This is a genomic window from Streptomyces sp. SID14478 (assembly GCF_010548525.1).
GTDB lineage: Bacteria > Actinomycetota > Actinomycetes > Streptomycetales > Streptomycetaceae > Streptomyces.
On the sequence record NZ_JAAGMG010000100.1, the window covers coordinates 88,034 to 103,877 of the forward strand.

At 66.4% G+C, this 15,844-nt stretch carries 15 protein-coding genes and 1 pseudogene; 11 read left to right on the top strand and 5 right to left on the bottom strand.

What is annotated here, in order from left to right:
• The first annotated feature begins 16 nt into the window (after positions 1-16).
• From G3I40_RS03475 to G3I40_RS03500, 6 genes are read left to right on the top strand one after another with little or no spacing between them, the layout of a single operon-like run.
• Positions 17-1,378, top strand: coding sequence for a TldD/PmbA family protein (locus tag G3I40_RS03475; protein ID WP_164300649.1), 1,362 nt, complete (start codon positions 17-19; stop codon positions 1,376-1,378).
• The gene (locus G3I40_RS03480) at positions 1,375-2,718 is read left to right on the top strand and encodes a metallopeptidase TldD-related protein (protein ID WP_164300650.1); all 1,344 of its coding nucleotides are present in this window, start codon (positions 1,375-1,377) and stop codon (positions 2,716-2,718) included. The genes G3I40_RS03475 and G3I40_RS03480 overlap by 4 nt, the downstream gene beginning before the upstream one ends.
• Positions 2,705-3,652: an ABC transporter ATP-binding protein gene (locus G3I40_RS03485; protein WP_164300651.1), complete on the top strand. Its 948-nt coding sequence runs from the start codon at positions 2,705-2,707 to the stop codon at positions 3,650-3,652. The genes G3I40_RS03480 and G3I40_RS03485 overlap by 14 nt, the downstream gene beginning before the upstream one ends.
• Entirely contained in the window at positions 3,649-4,452 is an 804-nt protein-coding gene (locus G3I40_RS03490; RefSeq protein WP_164300652.1) for an ABC transporter permease, read from the top strand. Before G3I40_RS03485 ends, G3I40_RS03490 begins: the two co-directional genes overlap by 4 nt.
• A 5-nt stretch (positions 4,453-4,457) precedes the next feature.
• Positions 4,458-5,249: an ABC transporter permease gene (locus tag G3I40_RS03495; RefSeq protein WP_239091506.1), complete on the top strand. Its 792-nt coding sequence runs from the start codon at positions 4,458-4,460 to the stop codon at positions 5,247-5,249.
• Between the two features lie 30 nt (positions 5,250-5,279).
• Entirely contained in the window at positions 5,280-5,789 is a 510-nt protein-coding gene (locus G3I40_RS03500) for an adenylate cyclase (RefSeq protein ID WP_164300654.1), read from the top strand.
• Here the strand turns inward: G3I40_RS03500 and G3I40_RS03505 are convergent.
• On the bottom strand, positions 5,767-6,516 hold the full coding sequence (locus G3I40_RS03505; protein ID WP_164300684.1) for a transposase family protein: 750 nt from the start codon (positions 6,514-6,516) through the stop codon (positions 5,767-5,769). The genes G3I40_RS03500 and G3I40_RS03505 overlap by 23 nt on opposite strands.
• A 790-nt stretch (positions 6,517-7,306) precedes the next feature.
• Here G3I40_RS03505 and G3I40_RS03510 point away from each other — a divergent pair.
• Both G3I40_RS03510 and G3I40_RS03515 read left to right on the top strand, forming a co-directional pair.
• Entirely contained in the window at positions 7,307-8,536 is a 1,230-nt protein-coding gene (locus G3I40_RS03510) for an IS110 family transposase (RefSeq protein ID WP_164300655.1), read from the top strand.
• Positions 8,537-8,559: 23 nt separating this feature from the next.
• Positions 8,560-9,304, top strand: a pseudogene (locus G3I40_RS03515) (IS5 family transposase).
• On the opposite strand, the gene G3I40_RS03520 reads toward G3I40_RS03515, so the two are convergent.
• From G3I40_RS03520 to G3I40_RS47865, 4 genes are all read right to left on the bottom strand, one after another.
• On the bottom strand, positions 9,296-9,760 hold the full coding sequence (locus tag G3I40_RS03520; RefSeq protein ID WP_164300656.1) for a hypothetical protein: 465 nt from the start codon (positions 9,758-9,760) through the stop codon (positions 9,296-9,298). The pseudogene G3I40_RS03515 and the gene G3I40_RS03520 overlap by 9 nt on opposite strands.
• Positions 9,761-10,587: 827 nt before the next feature.
• Positions 10,588-11,046, bottom strand: a complete 459-nt coding sequence (locus G3I40_RS03525) for a hypothetical protein (RefSeq protein WP_239091492.1) — start codon at positions 11,044-11,046, stop codon at positions 10,588-10,590.
• A gap of 178 nt (positions 11,047-11,224) precedes the next feature.
• Positions 11,225-11,821: a DUF3159 domain-containing protein gene (locus G3I40_RS03530; protein WP_164300657.1), complete on the bottom strand. Its 597-nt coding sequence runs from the start codon at positions 11,819-11,821 to the stop codon at positions 11,225-11,227.
• A 44-nt stretch (positions 11,822-11,865) separates the two neighbouring features.
• Complete coding sequence (locus G3I40_RS47865) at positions 11,866-12,501, bottom strand: TetR/AcrR family transcriptional regulator (RefSeq protein ID WP_164300658.1); 636 nt, start codon at positions 12,499-12,501, stop codon at positions 11,866-11,868.
• A 794-nt stretch (positions 12,502-13,295) separates the two neighbouring features.
• Here G3I40_RS47865 and crcB (G3I40_RS03540) point away from each other — a divergent pair.
• The 3 genes from crcB (G3I40_RS03540) to crcB (G3I40_RS03550) are packed head-to-tail and all read left to right on the top strand — an operon-like array spanning position 13,296 to position 14,511.
• Positions 13,296-13,790 (top strand): fluoride efflux transporter CrcB, encoded by a 495-nt coding sequence (gene crcB / locus G3I40_RS03540; protein ID WP_164300659.1) that lies wholly within the window; start codon positions 13,296-13,298, stop codon positions 13,788-13,790.
• Complete coding sequence (locus G3I40_RS03545; RefSeq protein ID WP_164300660.1) at positions 13,787-14,137, top strand: DUF190 domain-containing protein; 351 nt, start codon at positions 13,787-13,789, stop codon at positions 14,135-14,137. The genes crcB (G3I40_RS03540) and G3I40_RS03545 overlap by 4 nt, the downstream gene beginning before the upstream one ends.
• The gene (gene crcB / locus G3I40_RS03550) at positions 14,134-14,511 is read left to right on the top strand and encodes a fluoride efflux transporter CrcB (protein WP_164300661.1); all 378 of its coding nucleotides are present in this window, start codon (positions 14,134-14,136) and stop codon (positions 14,509-14,511) included. Before G3I40_RS03545 ends, crcB (G3I40_RS03550) begins: the two co-directional genes overlap by 4 nt.
• Positions 14,512-15,844: the final 1,333 nt, after the last annotated feature.

The following is a 15,844-nucleotide window of genomic DNA, read 5'->3' on the forward strand; positions in this document are numbered from 1 at the left end:
CCCGATGAGAACAGCCGTGAACGAGGGCGGGCCGGACGCTGTGGCGACCCCTGCGGCGGCCGAACGGCTGACGGCGCTCGCCGATTGGGCACTTGGCCAGCTGGCGCCGCGTGCCGACTACGTCCAGGTGTTTGCTGAACAGACCCTCGAGATACGCACCGAGACTCTCGACGGCCGGGAGCTGGCCACCCGCCTCGAGCCGCACGAGGGTCTCGGATGCATGGTGCTTCAGAACGACCGCTGGCGCTACCGGCATGTCGCGGCGTCCGAACTCCCCGCCCTGGCCCATTGGTTGCGCGGACCGGAACAGCGAGCCCAGCCATCCCTTCCGTGCCGCTGGCCAGACCTACCTGAAACAGGCTTCGTGCCCGTTGCGGCCAAAGACTGGCGCGTCGCCGGAGCTGATGTGCCCTACACCCTCCGGGCGATGGAAGACTTCACGGCGCGAACCATCGCAGTGGCAGACAGCGACGGGCTCCGCGCATCGTCCAGTTCACAGCGCACTCGCCAGCGTCTCGAAGCGACCGTGTCCGACCACGGCGCCCGTTCACGCGGGCTCAGCCGCTATGTGCTGCACGAGACGTCACAGCGTCCATATCCGGGCGCGGGCGCCGTGGCGCGACAGGCGCTCGACAACGCCCTGCACGCCTCCCGAGCCGCGGTAACGGGCCAGTTCTGCACACCTGTGGTCTTCGGACCCTCCGCCGCAGCCGGATTCCTGCACGAGCTGATCGGCCACGCGCTCGAAGGAGACAACTTCGCACTGGACAGCGTCTACCTCGCTGCGTTGCGCCGCGGTCCCGCGATCACCGACAAACTGACAATCATCGACGATCCCAGCCTCGCGGACGGACACGGTTCTCGCCCGATCGACGACGAAGGCATGCAAACCCGGCCCACCACCCTGCTGGCGCAGGGAAAGATCGTTTCCCCGCTGACCAGCGTGCGGACTTCGCGGCGCAACGGCTATACCCCGAGCGGGAGCGGCCGGCGCATGGACTACCGGCACCTTGCCCTACCACGCGCGAGTAACACGGTCGTTCTGCCAGGGACCGAAGAACCCACGGAGATGCATCGAGACACCCGCGCCGGCGTCCTGATCGTCGACTGCCTCGGCGCCGGCATGATCAATCTGGCCACGGGGGAGTTTTCTTTCGCCGGACTCAACTGCACCTACGTGACACCGGGCGGGGAACGGATTCCCGCGCGCGACGTGAGCCTTGTGGGCGACGCACTCGATGCGCTCAGCCGCATCGACGCCATCGGATCCGACATGGGCGGAGACAGCAGCACCTGCGGCAAGCAGGGACAGCTGGTAGGCATCGGAGTCTTCTCGCCGTCGATGCGCTTTACCGGATTGAAGTGGACCGCCTCGTGAAGACATTGACCGAAAGAGCTTCAGAAGCTCTGGCGCTAGCGCAGCACATCAGCCAGGCGGCAAGGGCTGCGGAGACGACGCACACCTACCTCGACCGGCAGGCACATCGCCAGCTCACCGTGGACACCACCGGTGCCAAGCGCCTGCGCGTCGACGACGGCGGCTTCGGCGGCTACATACGGCTGGAACAGCGAGGTCGTGAAGTCCACCTGTCGGCACCCGACATGAACCACGACTCTGCCGAGCGTCTCCTTCACGCCGGCCGTTTTCACTGCGCCCTGACCCCCGCAATAGCCGCTGAGCGCCGTGACGGCAAAGCCACCGCAGGCGGATGGGAGAACACCAGTAAGCGCCTCGACCTCAGTGCCACGGTCCATGACACCGACGCCATGCTCCGCGGCCTCGGCGACTCCTTGGGCGCCGATGGAACCGTGGGACAGCTGGCCATCACCGACATCCTCCACGAGGCAGTGTTCGCGGAATCAGGCCGGGACCCGAGCTGGTCCCGGAACTATGGCGTCGAGGTCGGTGCGACGGCCCACAGCGCCGACACATCCCGCGGTATAACCCTTACCCGCTATGCGAGCACCCTGGATGCGATCGATCTCGATGGCCTCGGGCGGGAACTGCGCCTACGTCTTGCAGCCACCGCTGGCGCAACCCGTACCTGGGCACCTGCGACGGCAACATTCACCCCAACCGCCAGCGCCCAGATACTGCGCAATCTCGTGAGCACTCTTCTGCTCAACCCGCTGCCCCCGCACGTAGATATGCACGCCGCCCTCGTCGACGAGGGCCGTGCCCCCGATGCCTACCACGCTCAGGCATTTGACTGTGAAGGCGTGGCTACAGGCCGCCGGGAACTCGTCTCAGCCACAGGTAAACAGAACCACATCGCCACACGCCTCGAGCACTCCAGCGAGAACATGCACGAGGCGCCCAACTGCGCGACCGGTCATGCCCGTTGGGACCGCACCAAAAACTTCCCGCAGATGTCCGCCACCAATGTGTCCCTCACCGCAAACAGCGACGAGAGCGACCTACTCGCCGGCGAACGACACGTGGTAGTCGACGCACGCAGTCTGGGAGTCGAGGAGAACCGATCCGGTGGCCACATCGCTTTCCGGCTCATGACAGTGCGCGCCGTGGACGGTCGGCCTGTGGAGCCACTGGCCCCCATCACCCTCAACGGCACAGTCGGTGACTTCCTCGCAGCCATACGCCACGTCGGCCCCACGGTGACCCACTACCCGGGCATGTTCTCCGTGGCCGGCGCCTATCTCGAAATGTACCTGCCGACCGTCGGCGGAGAAGGAGGAATGTTCGATGACATCCGCTGAACCAGGCTTGCACGTCGCCCAACTGAGCCGAGACTTCACCGCCAAGGACGGTACGATCCGCCAGGCCGTGCGCAACGTAGACCTGGCCGTGCGCCCTGGCGAGCTCGTCTCGGTCCTGGGCCCCAATGGCGCCGGCAAAACCACCACGGTCCGCATGCTGACCGGTCTTCTCCTGCCCACGTCCGGCCGCATTCTCATCGACGGCCACGATGCAGTGCGCAACCGCCGCAAGGCAGCGTCCGCCTGCGGCTTCAGCCTAGGCGGGGACAGCGGACTCTACCCTCGCCTGACAGCACATCAGAACCTCACGTTCTTCGGTCTGATGTACGGGCTGAGAGGCGCCCGCTTCGAAGCACGAGCGGCAGAGCTGCTCGAAGCGGTGGATCTCACCTCCCGCGCGGGAGACCTGGTGGGATCCTTCTCCCGGGGAATGAAGCAACGGCTGCACCTGGCGCGTGCCCTCCTACATGACCCTGGTGTCCTCATCCTCGACGAGCCGTCAGCTGGACTCGACCCGCAGTCCGCTGCCGCCATGCGCGTGCTGGTTGCCGGCCTCGCCAAGCAGGGACGCAGCATTCTGCTGACGACCCACGACATGCGCGAAGCCGAGGAGCTCAGCGACCGGATCATCTTGATGAAGGACGGGTCCATCAGGAACGAGTCGACAGCGACCGATCTGCGTATCGCAGCCGGCGAGCGCATGGGCCACAGAATCGAAGCGGTCTTCACCGACGGAACCATCCCCCCGCAGCTAGCCGACTGTCCCGGACTGCTGAGTCAGGAAGGGCAGGCCGGCAGCGCAACGCTCCGCGTCGCCGACGGCGCCGCTTCGGTGGCGTGGATTCTCGCTGCTTTCCCCGGACAGACCACCAGCGTCGCCGTGACACCACCCACGCTGGAAGAAGTCTTCCTTGAGATGGTGAGCACCTCGTGAGCATTTCACTCGCTCCAGCACGCGACCCGAAGGGAACGCTGCGGTCAGTGACCCTGCCCACGTTCGCCCGGGCTCTACGCGATCAGCTGCGCATGCACGCCACCAGCCCCATGGCGATTTTCTCTACCCTCGCTATGCCCTGCGTCTTCGCATTCATCGTGAACCGTAACGCGACGGGCTCCGAGCACGTCGCGGGCATGAACAGCGGGCTCGCAGTAGGCACTGCAGGAGTCGGGATGCTTGACTCCATCATCGTGCTCGTCGTGGTCAGCATGATGGGCGAGAAGAAGTGGAAAACGCTGTACGCCGCGTTGGGCAGCCCGGGCAGTCTCGTTCCGGTGGTCCTGGGACGCCTTGCGGGCACTGCACTGCAGTCGCTCACCGCCCTGCCAGGCACCTTGGTCATACTCGCCGTGATGTGGGGAATCGGTGAAGCCTTCGACTGGGTTCGATGGATCGTGGGCGGTGTTCTCCTGGCGGCATCCACCGCTTCACTGGTGGGCCTGCTTGGGTTTGCAGTTCTTCGGTACCCCTACTCCGCTGGCATGACCAATGGTCTCACCGGTCTGGTCATGGCTCTGAGCGCTCTCATCGTTCCGCAGTCTGCACTGCCGGGCCCCGTCGCCAAGCTAGCGATGCTGCTGCCGCAATCCCATGCCATGGCATGGGTGCGAGGCGGCAATTCCATCCAGGTTCTCTGGGCCGTCCTTCTCACCGCGCTCTACAGCGGGCTGGTCGTGCTCAGCATCAAGAGGCTGGAGAAGACCGCCCGCGACCAAGCACTGCCCCTGGAGATGTGAAGGCGATGACTGCACGATCACGCTCACCTCTTGCCGAAGCCGCTACCGTCCACATGCGCGGCGCACTTCTGTCCTACCGGGCGCTTTTCACCTGGCTCAACCCCCTGGGGTACGTCAGCTCACGCATCGTCCGCCCCATCGGCATGGCCATCGCGTTTACCTCCCTCTCGTCGTACTACGGGGAAGGCGGCGGCAGAATGCTCGTCGGAGCAAGCCTTCTGGCAGGAGCGGGAGCGGTGCTCTACGGCATGGCACTCTCCGTCGGGAACGAGCGCCTCTTCGGCACGCTGGATACCTGGCTTGCCTCGCCGCAGCACAAGCTCGGAGCCATAGTTCAGCGCGCCGTCCCCCATGTTGCCGACGGGTTCATCGGCGGGCTCTGCACCTACTTGATCTGCTGCCTCCTGTACGGGACCATGCCGATCCCCTTGTTGCTGTTCAGCGTGCTGTTGGTTGTCGCCGTGGTCAGCTCCGTGGGCTTCAGCCTGTCGCTCGCAGCTGTCGCCCTGATCATCGAAGATGTCTTTGTCGGCCCCAACGCAGCTGAACTCGCCTTGATGATCTTCTCTGGCACGCTCGTTCCGCAGGGACGCCTGCCGGCAGGACTCCGAGAGGTCTCAGAGATCTTTCCCCTCACCCGCGTCATGAGCATCGTCGACGATCAACTGGCACGCAGAGCCTGGTCATCGGGCACGATGCTTGCCGAGATAGGCGTTGCGGCAGTGTGGTTCGCCGTCAGTAGCGCGCTGGTATCTCTTGCGGTCCGTCGAGCCTCTGCCCGTACCCAGGTCGATTAACGATACGACGCCAGTTCGCGAGAGGACCCGATGAGCCAAGAGATCGAACGCCGCTTCCTGATCCAGTACCCCTGGGACCAGAAGCACTTCACCGCTTCCATTGCGATTCGGCAGGGTTATCTCCGGCTCGGAGATTCTGATTCCCGTGAAGTACGAGTGCGCGAAAAAGAACGAAACTTCTGGCTGACTGTCAAAGACGGTAGCGGACTCTCACGATTTGAGGTAGAGCAGCCAATCTCGCCGGAAATGTTCGAGGCGCTGTGGCGCTTGACTATCGGGCGCAGAATAGAAAAGACGCGGTTCATCCTGTCCGACGCGGAGCGCAAGATCGAGATCGATGTGTTCCGGGGAGCACTCCACGGCCTCGTGCTCGCCGAGGTCGAATTCGGGACATTGGAAGAGGCCCACGCCTTCATCGCACTCCCGTGGTTCGGTCCAGAAGTCACCGAGGACATCAGATACCAGAACCGCAACCTTGCCGCACAGACAAGCCCGCCACAGGGGCCACTGAGCGTTTTCAGCGTTGCCTCTCCAGGGTGAGGACGGCTTTGGTGATGACGCTCATGCGGTTGGGGCTGATGCGGGGTCTGCGGAAGATCTGCCAGGACTTCAGTCGTGCCATGCCTCGTTCGGCAGGTGCCCGGGCCGCGGGCAGGGACCGGTTCTCGGTCTGCTCGGTAAGGGTGAGTTCACCGCCCGGCGGCCGGCGCCTGGCGGTGGTGACCCAGCCGCCTGCACCGATGTAGGCCATGTCGGCGAGGATCGGGACGGCCTGGCGCTCGTAGATCCGGAGGATCTTGTGGGTGCGGGCTGCCGTCAGGTCGTGGGTGCGGCCCGGCAGTGCCGGCGACAGCCACAAAATCTCCCCGGCCGGGTCCGTGACGACCTGCACGTTCACGCCGTGCCGCTTGTGTTTCGCCGAGTAGTCCGCCCTGCCGTCCTCGACGCGGTCGCACTCGGCGAGCGTGCCGTCCAGGAGAACGAAGTCCGGATCGTGCACGCGCAGCGTCTTCAGCAGGCCCGGTGCCTGCTCGGCGAGTAGTTCGGTGACCGCGGTGACGTAGACGTGGGCGGTACCGACGGATATCCCGAAGGCCGCGGCGATGCGGGCGAGGGTTTCATGGTGGCGCAGGTACATGAGTGCGACCAACGCACGGCGGTGCGGCGGAAGTTTGCACCGCCGGTCACCCTCGCGAGTGACGATGAGCATCGTGACCCACTCGACCAGGGCGTGGGGCAGGTCGAGTGCGGCAGGATACGGAACCAGCAGGGCTCCTGTGCTGCTGAGTTGAGACGTCGAACACCTCACTCAACGGCACGGGAGCCCTGTCCGTTGCGTACCCCAACGTCACGCCGTCCCGTCACCCGATCAGTAGCGACACTGAAAACGCTCACTGAACCTCTTTCATCCTGAGGTTGAGGGGTGAAATGGGCTGGTCAGCAGGGGTGGTGACATGACGAAGCCCCTCGTCGTTGGTGTGGTGATCTCACTCAACACGCCGACGGCCGGGGGGCTTCGTTGGTTCCGTATCCTTCCAATACGGGGTGTCAGCCCCGGATGGGAAGCCTTGAAAAGGTCTCTGCTGAAGGCTGGCTGTTCGATCGAGTGCAGTGGCTGCGGGACTCCGGTGGATGCTTCGTATCCTCCCGGCTCGATGAAGCCCAAGCATGGACTGGCACCTCTTGGTGATCTGTGGCTGCTGTCCTCGGTCGGGTGTGGTGGGTCCGTGGGTGCCGGGTGGACGCTTCGACTACTTCCGGCTCGCGAGGCCTCTTGTAGGGACCGGCGCCTCCCGGCGCTCTCGGATCTGCCATCACCCGGACGGGTGCTTCTCGTTGGTGTTTGTGGTGTGAGCCCGCTGCACGGTGACCTCTCGAAGCTCTCGGCGCCAGACGCCTCAGACGGACCGAGGCCCGCGCGGTGCGCTGGTGCCACGAACGGCCAGTGAGAGGGAGGGCCGGTCCCGCGTGAACGCGTAGGGAGAGCCCCAGTATTGGAACGCCGCGTGGCCCGCTTGGGCTCCTGACTAGCGCATACGAGAGGAAAGGGGGGCCAGTTGACCATCTACTGCGGGATCGACTGGGCCGAAGGGCACCACGATGTGGCTCTGGCTGACGACAGCGGGAAGCCAGCGGCCAGACTCAGGATCGACGACACGCTGGCCGGCTATCAGCAGTTACTGGAGCTGTTGGCCGAGCACGGTGACAGCGAAGCCAGCCCGATACCGGTGGCCATCGAGACCGGCCGCGGTCTACTCGTGGCCTTCCTGCGGCAGGGAAAACGGCAGGTCTATGCCCTCAACCCGATGTCCGTGGCCCGCTATCGGGACCGGCACAGCGTCTCGCGCAAGAAGTCCGACCCCGGCGACGCCCTGGTCCTGGCCAACATCCTCCGCACCGACGCGGACATGCACCGGCCGATGGCGAATGACTCCGAACTCGCCCAGTCTGTCGCCGTGCTGGCAAGGGCTCAGCAGGATGCGACGTGGAACCGGCAGCAGCTGACCAATCAGCTCAGGTCGCTACTGCGGGACTACTACCCGGCGGCCCTGGAGGCTGTCTCTGCCTGGCAGAACGGTCTGTGCCGGCCGGAGGCCCGCGCGATCCTGGCAGCGGCCCCCACCCCGGGCAAGGCGGCGGCGATGAACCGCAAACGGCTCAGCACTGCCCTGAAGCGGGCGGGCCGTATCCGGGGCATCGAAGCCGAGGCCGAACGATGGCTGGCGATCTTCCAGCGGCCCCAGGCCCGGCATCTGAAGCTGGTCGAGGACGCACTGGGCCAGCAGACGGTCGGGCTACTGCGGCAACTCGATGCCGCCTGCCGCACGGTCGACGAGCTCGCCGTCGCGACGGAGAAGGCGTTTCGCCAGCATCCCGACGCCGAGGTGATGCTGAGCTTTCCGGGCCTGGGCGTCCAGCTCGGGGCTCGCATCCTCGCCGAGATCGGTGACGACCGGTCGCGATTCGACGACGCTCGAGGGCTGAAGGCATACGCGGGTGCGGCCCCCATCACCAGGGCCTCCGGCAAGCACCATTACGTCGGCCGCAGAAGGGTCAAGAACAACCGACTGCACGACGCGGGTTTTCTCTGGGCGTTCTCCGCTCTGACCGCTCCCGGCGGCGCGAACGCACACTACCGACGCCGCCGAGCACGGGGCGACTTCCATGCTGCCGCCCTCCGGAACCTGTTCAATCGCATGCTCGGACAGCTTCATCACTGCCTCCAGACGCGGACTCTGTTCGATGAAACGGCCGCGTTCCCGATGCCGCTTCTCGCAGTTGCTTGACAAGTAGATGCCGTGAGAGGTCCATGCTCGACGTCCCACATGAGCTGGTTGAGCATGTTTCCTGGCTCATCTACGCCCGAAGGCGTGAACTACGCTCCCCCTGGCGGAAGTTGAGCTGCTTCAAGCAGGCCCTGCTGACGCTGGCGCATCTGCGTAAGAACGAAACGTATCGGCAGGTCGGCGCCGGATTCGGGATCTCAGAAGCGACGGCCTGGCGCTATGTGGACGAGACCCTCGAAGTCCTGGCCGCCTGGGCACGGGCCTGCACGAGGCCCTCGTCGGGCTGGGCGAGGGCGACTTCGTCATCGTCGACGGGACGCTCATCCCGACCGACCATGTCAGGGCGGACGAGCCGTACTACTCGCAAAAGCACGGCGGCACGGCATGAACATCCAGGTCATTGCACGCCCCGACGGCACACCATTGTGGTTCTCCCGCGCGACACCAGGCCGCACTCATGACCTGACCGCGGCCCGCGCCCACGGCATCATCCAGGCATGCCTCACCCGGCAGATCCTCATCCTGGCCGACCGGGCCTACCAAGGCGCCCGCGCCACCGTCCGCACCCCCTACAAGAACCACCGCGAACAACCCGCCCACTACCAGCAGTTCAACCGCGACCACGCCCGGCTCCGCGCACCCGGCGAACGCGCCTTCGCACAACTGAAGACCTGGCGGATCCTGCGCCGGGCCAGATGCTCCACCCGCCGCATCGGCACCATCATCCAGGCCATCCACACACTCCTGACCTGTACGTATTCAGGATGAAAGAGGTTCACTGATTCCGCATTGCTTTCTGGCATCGGAGATGGCGTCCAGGACGCCGTCCATGACGGTGCTGGCGGCGATGTTCCGGTCGGTGAAGCTTTGCGGGCCGAGGAAGATCTCGCAGTGAACGACACCGTCTGCGTGCGCGCGCTCCAGGTAGGCGGTGGTGAGGTCGTAGAAGTCCTGGCGAGTGCAGAGGACTTGGCAGCCGGCAAAGTACAGGTCGAGGAATGAGGAGAGGTTATTGAAGCGATAGGCGGCGCGAAGCTGTTCGGCTGTCTTCCACGGCCCGGTGACGTTGTTGCGCCGGGCCAGCGTCATGAGGAGGTCAGGTTCGAGGCATCCCTCGAGGTGGACATGGAGTTCGACCTTCGGCAACGCCCGGCAGAACAGCAGCATTTCGGCGTCAAGGGCGCCTGGTGCAGAGCTGCTTGGCACGGCATCGGTGTCGTTCACGTGGGAATTCTCTTTCTGCCCAGGCCGGCGCCCCTGGGGACATACGTCAGTCAAAACTGGCCATGACGCCGTACCCGACCTCACAGGCAACTCCGGTCCGTTTCAGTTCGTCTGGGCAGACAAGCCGAACGTGTCGAGGCATGTCACAGCTACGCCTCCAACGCGGCGAAAGTGCGCTCCTCCTCGTCCTCCTCCGCCTGCCTGCAAAGCTAGGCATACGGAGCAAGGTCCGGTAGAGGAGCGCGCTGAATCACGCCGTAACTCGCGCCTATCACTGCCAGGCAGTCGGTGACCGCGATGCGGCGGCTGCCAGGGGCGGCAGGCCGGCGGACGCAAAGGTCGGGCGGCACGTACGTGCGCCAGAGGAATATGGGGGAAGGAAGGCGTGGGCCATCGCCGCACCCACGTCCAGCCGTTTTTGCAGGAGCCGAAAGCCCATGCCTCGGCGGCCTGGCCGCACGGACGCGCCCTGGCCCACGCCGAGACAACTGCCGATCCGCCCCATTTTGATGCCTCGTACGCTGATCAAGTACGCGTGCTGTTCTTGCCCAATTGGAAACGAAGGTCCCCCATGCTCGATCCCACCGTGTCGCCCAGCGAGCTGACCCGGGCGGAGACCCGTCTGCTGGAGCGGGCCCGGGAGGTCGCGCCCCAGGCCTCGCTCCCGGCAGCTCCCACCGGCCCCGCACCGAGACTGGCCCCGCATGCTCGGCATCAGCATCCACCCTTGCTGACGCGACGACACTTCGGTGCTGCGTCGAAGGTGAAGCGGCGGGGCGGCGCGCGTCCCGCTGCGAGGCTGCGTGGGTTGCGACGTGCCTGTGGGATCAGACACTGCGAAGAACCCCGAGATCAGCCCGAGCCTGCTCGTGGTATCTGTTCAAGAGTCCCACCAGATCGACTTCCGCCGGTGCGTGGTCGCCGGTGCGGGCCGCGTCCAGCTGCTGCCACAGGGCGCGGTTCACTTCGTTCGCGGCGTTGACCACACCTGGTGACGTCAGAAGAACGAGTGTCTCGAACAGCACACTTCTCCTCAGCTCTGCGGTTTCCATCGCGCTGAGGAACTCTCGTCCCTCGTCCGTTCCGTAAGCCTGACGGGCTCGCTTGACGGTGCTGGAGATCTCCTTGACGCAAGTCGCGTACTCGATGCACGTATCGAGCTTGCGCTCGTCCCAGCGTGTCGACATGGAGCGTCGGTGCCGAGTGCGTTCGGCCATGCTTGTGGCGAGGAAGGTTGCCAGGGCGCCGATGAGGACTCCGGTGAGCGTCACTATCTGAGCGATCATGAGGACAGATGCTGGCCCCGGCCTCGGTGGGGCGGCAAGGGGCAGAGGCGACCTCGGTCCCGGTCACCCCTGCGACGGCACCTCGGCCAGCGAGGTTACCGAACAGATTCGGGGCGAGTCCGGCGCCTGGCCGCTCCTTCCTGTCCCGTATGCCGGCAAGCGGGCCCAAACGCTCTGGTCAGGCGGGCGGTTTGCGGTGCTGTTCGTCATGCAGGCCGGCGGCGTATGCGGATGCCAGGACGAGGAAGGTGACGGGCAGTCCCAGTGTGATCTTGACGCTCAGCAGCCAGGCTACGGGTTCGTGGTTGAGGTAGACGATGGTCAGCGCGAGTGCCCGGGCGGACAGGGCCGCTGCGCCGAGTGCGGTGGCCAGGTCGTAGGCGCGGTGCGCGGAGCGGTCGGTGCGCCAGAGCAGTGGTTCGCGGCGCGCGGCGCTCCACAACACGCCGATCAGGGGGCGCCGCACAGCGAGGGAGATGGCCAGGGCGGCGGCGATCGTGAGGTCGACGCAGATGTCGGCGAGCAGGCTGCTCGCGGCCGAGCCGGTCTGGTGGGCGATGGCCGCCGCCACGGCCAGGCCGACGCTTCCACCGAGGACGGGGCGCTTCGACAGCCCGCGCCGGTTCCGTGAGATCAGTACCCCTGCGACGGTGAGCACGCCCGCGCCCAGGCCCCACCAGAAGCCGGTGCCGGAGGCCACCGCGACGAACACGATCGCCGGGAGTTCCGGGGCGACGGCTCCCGAGCGCCGAATCGACTGCCACGCCGCGCGCACCGTTTGGCGCGCGGTGTGCTGCCGGGCGGCAGTGCCGGCGGGCCTCATTCGGGGGCGCCCGGGGGCGTGAGGGCGTGGCGCAGTGATCGCCGTGCGGCGGCCGGGTCGTCGCCGTAGCCGATTAGCAGGCGCAGGGTCATGTCCGACAGGACATGGCGTGCTTGCGGCTCGGGCAGGGCGCCGGACAGGACCATGGTGACGATGCCGTGCCGCATGCTCCACAGCTGCGCGGCCCACATCAGTACCATGGCCGGTTCGATGCTCGGCAGCCGCTGCCCGTCGATGCAGCGGCGCACGGCCTTCACGATCCGGTCGAAGGCGGCCGTGCCGGCGTCGTCGTCCTGCACCGGCCGGTCGATGAACATGGCCCGGTACAGGTGCGGTTGGCTGAGCCCGAAGGAGAAGTAGACGTCGCTGACGCGGGCCAGGTCTGCTACCGGGTCTGGTGAGCAGGAAACCGCGTTGACGGCGGCGGCCAGCCGGGCGAAGCCGTCCACCCGCACCGCGTGCTGGACCCGCTCCATGCCGCCGAGGTGGGTGTAGATCGCCATCGTCGAACGCGAGGTCTCCGCCGCGAGTCGCCGGGTCGTCAGGGCGGCTGTGCCGCCCTCGGCCAGGATGCGTGCGGCTGCGTCGATGAGCAGTGCACGGATGGCGGGATCGCGTCGTTGTGGACTCACCCCTCCACCATTGCATAACATTGATATGTTTTCCAGATGGGCCGTCCGACGGCACTGGCAGCGTCTGTCTCGTCCGTGCCGGTGGGAAGCCCACGAGCACGGGCGGGCTCAGGGCAGGGGCGGCCGACGGCGACTGCGCAGCCGGCGGTGCCGGATCGGCGTCAGGCGCCCTCGCGAGACGCGAAGCTGATCTGCCCGGTGGCCCACTGCTTGCCGGGGGGTCGGCATCTGGTCGACGGGCCAGGAAGGGATGGGGCCCAACGGCCGCCAGCGAAAGGCAGCCTGACCGTCCCCGATCAGGAAGCGTGAACGGCGACCGCTGGTCGCAAGGACGACCGCCCGCGATCGGCCCGCGCCGCTTGACTGCCGGGCCACCGTTCACCACGTCGTCCCCGTCGTTGCCGTTTGCTGTCAGTGCGGGGCGGCGGTCTGCTGTGACCATGTTCGGACCGCTTCAGATGCGCTGCACCGGCTGGCCGGCATGGGCGTGAGCACCCTGCCGAGGACAGCACGACGGATCACCTGCAGCATCTGCCGGGGCGCAGAGACCTCGCGATAGTCGCCGACGGACACGCAGACACCCTGCCCCGGACTCGACGCCACGGGGAGTTGTCCGACGGCGTTCCACGTGTGCGCCTGGTGCGCGGTAGCCTGACCGTATGCGGTGCTCTTGAGTGCTGCGCGGCGGTGGGGCTCGCCGTACCCGAACCGCGGCGATGCTGCCGCCAACAGTCCCTACTCGTGACTCACCCCTGTCCGCGAACGCGTACAGGGCACCACGTGTAGGGAGAAGCATGCGTTCGGACGAGACCGGGTTGTCGATAGCGGCAGAGCCCACTGATGCCGATATTGACCTGTCCGATGCCGTGCAGCGCCAAGAGCTGCGGAGTTCGCACTACGGCGTCCTGATGGTCATCGCGGTCGGCGGTGCTCTGGGCGCAGTCGCCCGCTTCGGGGCCTCTCGGATATGGCCGACCGCGGCCGACAGCTTCCCCGTCACCACTCTGGCGGTGAACGCCGTCGGCTGCCTGGTGATCGGCATCTTCCTCGTCGCGGTCACCGAGGTCTTCTCCGCCCACGCGCTGCTGCGGCCGTTCTTCGGCACCGGGGTGCTGGGCGGGTTCACCACGTTCTCCACCTACTGCGTGGACATCGAGCGCCTGGTCACCGGCGGCCGTGCGGGGATCGCACTCGCCTACCTGGCGGCAACAGCCGTGGCCGCGGTGACCGCGGTGACCGTGGGCGCGTGGAGCACGCGCCGCATCCTGGCGAAGTGGAGTGAATCATGAGCTGGACCTCACAGGCGGCGCTGCGGCTGACCGTTCTGGTCGACGACACCGACCTCTGGCACCACAAGCCCGTGTGCAGCGAGATCGTTCACCGGGCTCACGCCGCAGGACTTTCCGGCGCCTCGATCTTCCACGGAATGGAAGGGTTCGGCGGCCGGCAGATCGTGCACACCACCCGGCTGCTGTCCATGGCCGACGATCTGCCCGTAGCGGTGGTGATCGTCGATACCGAAGAGCGTATCCACGCGTTCGTCCCGCAGTTGGAGGAGATGAACATCGGGGGTCTGATCACCCTGGAGCCCGTCCAGGTCGTCCGCTTCAACGACATGCAGGCGGCCGACCGGTGAGTGATTTCCTGCTGGTGGCCCTCGGCGGCGCTGTCGGCGCACCTTTGCGCTACCTCACCGACCGAGCTGTCCAGAGCCGCCACGACACTGTCTTTCCCTGGGGCACCTTCTCCGCCAACGTCATCGGCTCCCTGATCCTGGGCACCCTCACCGGCGCCGCTCTTTCCGGTACCGCCGGCCATACGGTGCAACTGCTCCTGGGCACCGGCCTGTGCGGAGCCCTGACCACCTATTCGACGTTCTCCTACGAGACACTGCGCCTGGCCGAGAGCGGTGCGAAGTTCTTCGCCGCGGCCAATGTCGTCGTCTCCATCGCGGCCGGCCTCGGCGCGGTCTTCGTCGGCGTCGCCCTCGCCCAGGCCCTGTTCGGATAACCCGGGCAGCCACTCCCGCCGGTCGGTGCCAGCCGGGCCCGGCCGCGAGGTGGTTCTTGTTCCCCGTCGGAACCACCACCCTGATGGGTGGCTTCGTCTACAAGGAGGCACCCTCCACTGCCGTGGTCAGAATAGTCACCGCAGCGGCGAAGCCGCGCGAAGCAATGCGGGGCATGCCGACGCTGCCGGTTTCCGTCGTGCCGGTGCAGCCTCTGAAGGCCGAGACACCATTCCTGCAGCAGGATCGACGCCCGTAAGCATCAGCCGGTCCCGCGCCGACCACGACTCGAAACCGACGTGCTGCCCCGTCGACACCTCCCAGCGCCATCCGGGAAGACCGGGGCCCACCTCACGACCACCGGAACGGCCGGACCGGCATCGCGTCTTCGCCTTCGAAACGGGACGTCGCGCAGTCCAGCATCGGATGTCGATGATGCCGCTCGTACTGGCTGTCGTGCGCCGGTAAGAGCACGGCCGGGATGCTTGACCTTCGAGCCAGGTAGAAGGTCTACCGTCGGAATGTGAGCACGATGTGGATCTCCCAGCTTGTACATCGGGCGCGGGAAGCGGCCGGGGCAGGGTCCGACACGACGATCTCCAGGAAGGCTCAGACGAGTGGTGATGTTCCGTGCCGGTCGCGGCGTTGCCGCGCGGCCGGTGACCAGCGCGAACCAGCTACACATCTGTAGCCGTTGGACAGTGGACCGGATGGCAGCGCAGGCATCGCCCGAGCCCAGACGTGAGCCGGACGTAGCGGTCCTCAGGCGCCGCCAATCCGACGAGGCTGCTGAGACCCTGGCCGCAACATCCAACCGGGGCTTACCCGGAGCGCAGTGGTCTTCTTTTCAGCCACCGATACGCAAGGGCCGTTGTTGTCGACGCCCAGATTCGTGGTTCGGAGCCGTTACGTGCGAGCTTTGAAAGGCAGGTGCGCTCACTGGCGTAGCCGCTTCGGCGGCGGGCACAGTAGTGGCGCCCCCTGCCCGCTAGCGAACAAGGGCGGCACGCGTGATGACATTCGAGGAGCATCCTCCCAAGGCAAGCTCTGCGCGTGCTCGGGCCCGTGCGCGGCACCGGATCCTGGTCAGCGACGCCGTGCGGATGCAGCGCGCCGCACGGCGGATGCGCCAGCGGACAGTAGCAATGCGTCTGCGGATAGCTGCTCGCCGTGCAGAGCTTGGCCGTTGAGGTCCACCGCCATCGCGGCGCCCACCGCCCGTAGCAACAGGCGCGGCGGAGCCGCGTCGGCGCTCCTCCTGGTGGTGGGCGAGTTGGAGAAATCGAATCGATCACCCGGCCAGCCATCACTCGTGTTCAGCCGGTCGGACGAGGG